Origin of the sequence: Parabacteroides distasonis (assembly GCF_004793765.1) — a bacterium.
Taxonomy (GTDB): Bacteria; Bacteroidota; Bacteroidia; order Bacteroidales; family Tannerellaceae; genus Parabacteroides; species Parabacteroides distasonis_A.
In genome coordinates this window covers 43,891-50,343 of record NZ_SRYM01000028.1, presented here as the reverse complement: position 1 = coordinate 50,343, position 6,453 = coordinate 43,891, and the positions used below count along the sequence as shown (strand labels likewise).

3 protein-coding genes and 1 pseudogene are annotated in these 6,453 nt (G+C 42.3%); 3 read left to right on the top strand and 1 reads right to left on the bottom strand.

Going from position 1 to position 6,453, the window contains the following annotated elements; translation table 11 throughout:
• Window positions 1-1,438 (bottom strand): hypothetical protein (locus E5342_RS10945; RefSeq protein ID WP_246867098.1); only part of this gene is annotated, 1,438 nt, incomplete at its 3' end.
• A 640-nt stretch (window positions 1,439-2,078) separates the two neighbouring features.
• On the opposite strand from E5342_RS10945, the pseudogene E5342_RS20345 reads away from it, so the two are divergent.
• The 3 genes and pseudogenes from E5342_RS20345 (at window position 2,079) to E5342_RS10920 (ending at window position 6,424) form a co-directional block, all read left to right on the top strand.
• Window positions 2,079-2,619 (top strand): annotated as a pseudogene (locus E5342_RS20345) (ORF6N domain-containing protein).
• An 89-nt stretch (window positions 2,620-2,708) separates the two neighbouring features.
• Complete coding sequence (gene leuS, locus E5342_RS10925; protein ID WP_135959372.1) at window positions 2,709-5,549, top strand: leucine--tRNA ligase; 2,841 nt, start codon at window positions 2,709-2,711, stop codon at window positions 5,547-5,549.
• Entirely contained in the window at window positions 5,546-6,424 is an 879-nt protein-coding gene (locus E5342_RS10920; RefSeq protein ID WP_121736988.1) for a YitT family protein, read from the top strand. The genes leuS and E5342_RS10920 overlap by 4 nt, the downstream gene beginning before the upstream one ends.
• Window positions 6,425-6,453 lie beyond the last annotated feature (29 nt).

Below are 6,453 nucleotides of genomic sequence, written 5' to 3'. Positions count from 1 at the left end.
CTTCCCAATGTAACTTTTTCCGTACCCGCAAGCGTGTTTTGTCTACGGAAGTTGGCTTGATATTCAAAAGTATGGACATGGCTTTCGTATCTAATTTGAATAAGGTAAGAAAACAAAGGTGCATTTCCGAAAAAGATAGGTCCGCGTCTCTCAATGCCTTTACAATATCAGGATATACCTCCACCATCAACACTTCTATATCAATCCACATCTTCTCATCGATTACCGCTTGTGAAGCTTTCGACCAAACCGTTTGAGACATCCTCTTTATTTTTTGAGCTAAGCTAGAGTTTAAAATCTTTATTTCTCTTAAATTGATTAATCTATGTCTCAAATCCTCTACTTCTTTTTTTATATTTTCATAGGATACTAATTCCTCCTTTGCTAGATGTAATGAATTTTCTTGCAACTTCAATTGCTCTTCTTTCTCACGCAATTCTATAGACAAATGATATATATTTTGATTTAAATCATTTATTTCCTCTTGTTGTTTCAATAGTGATCTATTTTTTCGTCTCAATGCCATTAAATAGAAAATGACAAGTAAAGCAATAGCAAATAATAAAAGCAATATAAACAGGTAGCTCTTTTGATTCTTTAAAACCAATTCTATATTTTCATTGTGCAATTTCAAACGCTCATATTTTTGCTCTGCATCATATATATCTACAGATTTACTTACATTTATAAGAGAATCTTCTACTTCAACATATTTTTCATAATCATTCAAAGCACTTTGCAAATCACCTTGTCCTCTTTTTATCATATAAGAATAATAAGCTATAGAAGCTGGTATGAATCTATTATGAGTAGATATATTACGAACCTTATGAAGGTAATATTCCGCCTTATCTAAATTGCCTCGCTTTTCCTCAATATCAACCAATAACAAATAATATGAGGCTACATTTTCCGAGTCTATCTCTATACATTGTAATACATAGTATTCAGCCAAGTCATAATTTTCTAAAGCACTATATGTATTAGCTAAACCATTGTACACATACTCCTTAACCTCATTCATATTTAAAGAATCCATTATCGCTTCAGCTTGTTTCAATGGTGTCAGAGCTAAATGGCTTGAATCAGCGATCATATAGATATTTCCCTCATTTACAAATGCACGTATATAACTTTTGATATTATTTGCTAACCGAAAATATCCACCACTTTCCTGATACCTTTTAGCGGATAACATAAAACGCTCATCTACCTCATACAAATCCCCCATATAACTACAAATATACCCGGCACGATTATAGTTCTTAATCGCCAACGCTACTTTCAGCGCATCGGAGTAAGCCCTCATTGCCTTCTCGTACTCCTTATCCTCCACATACGAACGCCCCAGATAAAGGCCGATCTCAGCCTCCTCTTCCCGCATCTTTTTCTTTTGATAGTATTTCAAGGCGATCTCAAGCTGGTTCGTATAAGGCATCTCGTCCTCTATTTTATCGGCGGCACGTGCGTATAACATACACCAACGGGCTACCAGACGGGGACTCATCTCTTCCGGGAGCGGAATGGAATCCAATGTAGTGATTACGCTATCCGGATAGGCATCAAACAGGCGTTCCGCCTGATTGATCAAACGGATTTCCTCAGATTCATTTTGGCATCCTACCACAAGGAAAGTCAAGGAAGTTAATAGTATATATATAAATGACTTCATCCTTTATTATAGATAAGCAAAATTAAATATTTTTAATTCATAAACAAACGATAGAACAACAAAATAACAAATACAAGAAGAAAAAACACACAATAAGTCCATGCAAAGGTATCAAGTTATATATACATGAATATCAGTGATATAAAAACATCATCATGTTTTCCGTAAAACACGTACATGTTTTTCCGAAAAGTCGTACGTGTTTTTCATAAATCACGTACGTGTTTTTCCCGGAAATCTTATAAGGAAAATAAGAACACATAAAAAATAGACAATAAGCCGGATCAGCAATAATTCATTGTACAACTTACAAATGCAACCAATCATAAATATCCAACTAGCTTATTGCTTATCTCAATTATTTTACAAACCTTTGCGACCATAATATTAAACTAAAATCTTCACTATGGAATTACAAACGATACAAAACAAGATTCACGAGATCAGAGGTATGAAAGTCATGCTGGATTTTGATCTGGCGGAAATGTATGGAACGGAAACAGCCCAATTGAAACGTGCGGTCAGACGTAATATAGAACGCTTTGAAGGAGATGATTTCATGTTTGAGTTAACCAAGGAGGAACTTTCAAGATGCCAATTTGGTATCTTGAATAAAGGAAGAGGTAGTAATTTCAAATATAAACCTTTTGCTTTCACGGAATTAGGGGTGGCTATGCTTAGTAGTGTGCTCCCGATGATTTCATGTTTCAACTAACAAATGAGGAAGTAGATAATTGGAAATCACAAATTGTGATGTCCAATTCTATAAAAATGGGACTAAGACGTAATCCTTACGCATTTACAGAATTAGGAGTAGCGATGCTCAGCAGTATCTTAAACACGAAGATACCCGTACGCAACTTGAGCTAATCAATCTGTCACTCGCTGAGTTACAAGCGAAAAGAACCGAGAATCAATCTCGCCCCCGGATTGGTTACGTGAAATAAACAGTTCATGTAAATAACTCATATAAAATAAATAAATTCACTAACTTTGTGGCCTTAAATAGAAAACGATACAAAAACGATAAACGATCATGGAGTACAATTTCAGAGAGATTGAGAAGAAGTGGCACGACTACTGGATTGCCGAAAAGGTTTATAAAGTCGAAAAAGACACGAATAAGCCTAAATACTATGTATTGGACATGTTCCCCTATCCTTCCGGTGCGGGATTGCACGTTGGCCACCCGCTCGGTTATATAGCTTCTGATATTTATTCGCGTTTCAAACGTTTGCAAGGTTTTAACGTATTGCACCCGATGGGTTACGACGCTTACGGATTGCCCGCAGAGCAATACGCCATCCAGACCGGACAACATCCGGAGATCACGACAAAAAATAATATAGCCCGTTATCGGGAGCAATTGGAAAAGATCGGTTTCTGCTACGATTGGAGCCGTGAGATCCGTACCTGTGATCCCGAATATTACAAATGGACGCAATGGGCCTTCATCCGGATGTTCAACAGCTACTACTGCAACGACGAGAAGCAAGCCCGCCCGATCAGCGAGTTGATACAAGCCTTCGAGACAAGTGGTACGGAAGGTCTGAACGTAGCTTGCGGAGAGGAACTTAGTTTCACCGCCGAGGAATGGAAAGCCAAGAGCGATAAAGAAAAACAAGAGATATTACTCAACTACCGGATCGCTTATCGTGGCGAGACCATGGTAAACTGGTGTGCCGCCTTGGGTACCGTATTAGCGAATGATGAGGTCGTGAACGGTGTTTCCGAGCGTGGAGGCTATCCGGTGGAACAAAAGATCATGCGCCAATGGTGCTTACGTGTATCCGCTTACGCGCAACGCCTGTTGGACGGATTGGATACGATCGACTGGACGGATTCCTTGAAAGAGACCCAAAAGAACTGGATCGGACGCAGCGAAGGTGCCGAGGTTCGCTTCAAGGTAAAAGACAGCGACAGGGAATTCACGATCTTTACGACCCGTGCCGATACGATGTTTGGTGTTACCTTCATGGTATTAGCTCCGGAAAGCGAATTGGTTCAACAATTAACTACGGCAGACCAAAAAGCGGAAGTAGACGCTTACCTAGATCGCACCAAGAAACGTACCGAGCGCGAGCGCATCGCCGACCGTCAGGTAACCGGTGTATTCAGTGGTTCCTACGCTATTAACCCGTTTACGGGCGAGGCGGTTCCCATCTGGATCAGCGACTATGTATTGGCCGGCTACGGTACGGGAGCGATCATGGCGGTTCCGGCGCACGATAGCCGCGACTACGCTTTCGCGAAGCATTTCGGACTGGAAATCCGTCCGTTGGTGGAAGGTTGCGACGTAAGCGAGGAAAGTTTCGATGCCAAGGAAGGTATCGTATGCAATTCTCCGAGAGCCGACATTACTCCTTATTGCGATCTTTCCTTGAACGGACTGACGATCAAGGAAGCGATAGCCGCTACCAAGAAATACGTAAAAGATCACGATCTGGGACGTGTGAAGATAAACTACCGCTTGCGCGACGCTATCTTCAGCCGCCAGCGTTATTGGGGCGAACCGTTCCCGGTATATTACGACGCCGATGGCATGCCTCAGATGTTGCCGGAAGAATGTCTGCCCCTGTTACTGCCGGAAGTAGATAAATTCTTGCCTACCGAGACGGGCGAGCCTCCATTAGGACACGCCGTTAAATGGGCTTGGGACACGGTAAACCAAAAAGTCACCGAGGTATTAAAGATCGATAACCAGACGATCTTCCCGCTGGAACTTTGTACGATGCCGGGCTTCGCCGGTTCTTCCGCTTATTATTTGCGCTATATGGACCCGCGTAATGATAAAGCCTTGGTCGCTAAAGACGTGGATGAATATTGGAGAAACGTGGATTTATATATCGGTGGTACGGAACACGCTACCGGCCACTTGATCTACAGCCGTTTCTGGAATAAGTTCTTATTCGACTTGGGTATCGTTTGCGAGGAAGAGCCGTTCAAGAAATTGATCAACCAAGGTATGATCCAAGGACGGTCGAACTTCGTGTACCGCATCAACGGAACCAATAAATTCGTTTCCTTGAACTTGAAAGACCAATACGAGGTCACCCCTATCCACGTAGACGTAAATATCGTATCTAACGACCTGTTAGATATAGAGGTTTTCAAGAACTGGCGTCCGGAATACAACGATGCGGAGTTCGTATTGGAAGATGGTAAATATATCTGCGGATGGGCAGTCGAGAAGATGTCCAAATCCATGTTCAACGTAGTGAACCCGGATATGATCGTTGAGAAATATGGTGCCGATACCCTACGTTTGTACGAGATGTTCCTAGGCCCGCTGGAGCAATCCAAGCCTTGGGATACGAACGGTATCGACGGCGTACACCGTTTCTTAAAGAAGCTTTGGGGTTTGTTCTTCGGCAATACGGATACCCTACAAGTTACCGATGCCGAGCCTACGGCCGACGAATTGAAATCCTTGCATAAGCTGATCAAGAAAGTAACGTTCGACATCGAGCATTTCTCATACAACACGTCCATTAGCGCCTTCATGATTTGCGTGAACGAGTTAACGAGCTTAAAATGCAGCAAGCGCGCCATCTTGGAGCCGCTGATCACCTTATTGGCTCCGTTCGCTCCTCATATAGCGGAAGAGCTATGGCATCAATTAGGACATGATACGACCATCTGCGATGCTCAGTGGCCGGAACACAACGAAGAATATCTCAAGGAGAAATCCGTTGTTTACGCGATCTCATTCAATGGTAAAGCTCGCTACAACCTAGAGCTACCGGCAGATATTTCTAAGGAGGACGCCGAGAAAGCGGCTTTGAATCATGAGAACTCAGCGAAATGGATGGAAGGCAAGACTGTTAAGAAGGTAATTGTCGTTCCCGGCAAAATCGTTAATATCGTAGTGGGATGAACTTAAAATTCACAAAAATCTATTTTTCCGTACAGGATTATCTAATGATCCTGTTCGGAACTTTATTATACGGATTCGGATTCAACGCCTTTATCCTCTCTAACGAGATCGTAACAGGTGGGGTAAGTGGTATCTGCGCATTGATCTTCTTTGCTTCCAATGGATTGATCCCGGTATCCGTATCTTATTTTGTCATCAACGTAGCCTTGTTGGTGGTAGCCTTAAAGATCCTTGGTCTAAAATTCTTGATAAAAACTATTTTCGGAGTTTTCTCACTATCCGCTTCCCTCTCCTTCTTTGAATGGTTGCTGAAAGGACAACCCATACTGCAAGACCAACCGTTTATGGGTATCATAATAGGAGCGTTCATGTGCGGTGCCGGACTAGGATTGGTATTCTCGGCAAACGGTAGTACCGGAGGTACGGATATTATTGGTGCGGTAATCAATAAATATAAGAATATATCGATCGGACGTATCCTTCTGTTTTGCGATTTCTTCATCATTAGTTCCTCTTTCTTCCTGTTCCATAACGTGGACAAGATTGTTTTCGGTTTTGTAGAGATGGTCATAAGTAATTACGTACTCGACATGGTATTGAACGGTAACCGCCAATCCGTACAATTCCTTATCTTCTCCCAGAAGTACGACGAGATAGCGGATCGTATCATCCATGAGTTAGGCCGCGGCTGCACGATACTGGACGGCGAGGGCGGTTATTCCCGCAAACCCGTCAAGGTAGTCGTACTACTCGCCAAGAAATCCGAATCCGTCTCCATCTTCCGGATCGTGAAGCGGATAGACCACCAAGCGTTCATCTCCCAAAGTATCGTCCGAGGAGTATACGGTGAGGGGTTCGATCAGATAAAGACTTAAATGTTTCATGCAAAAAAGAGCTGCTTTGA

Bases quoted from the DNA above. Each gene is read 5' to 3' on its own strand.
- leuS (WP_135959372.1), top strand. From the start codon at position 2,709: ATGGAGTACAATTTCAGAGAGATTGAGAAGAAGTGGCACGACTACTGG.
- E5342_RS10920 (WP_121736988.1), top strand. From the start codon at position 5,546: ATGAACTTAAAATTCACAAAAATCTATTTTTCCGTACAGGATTATCTA.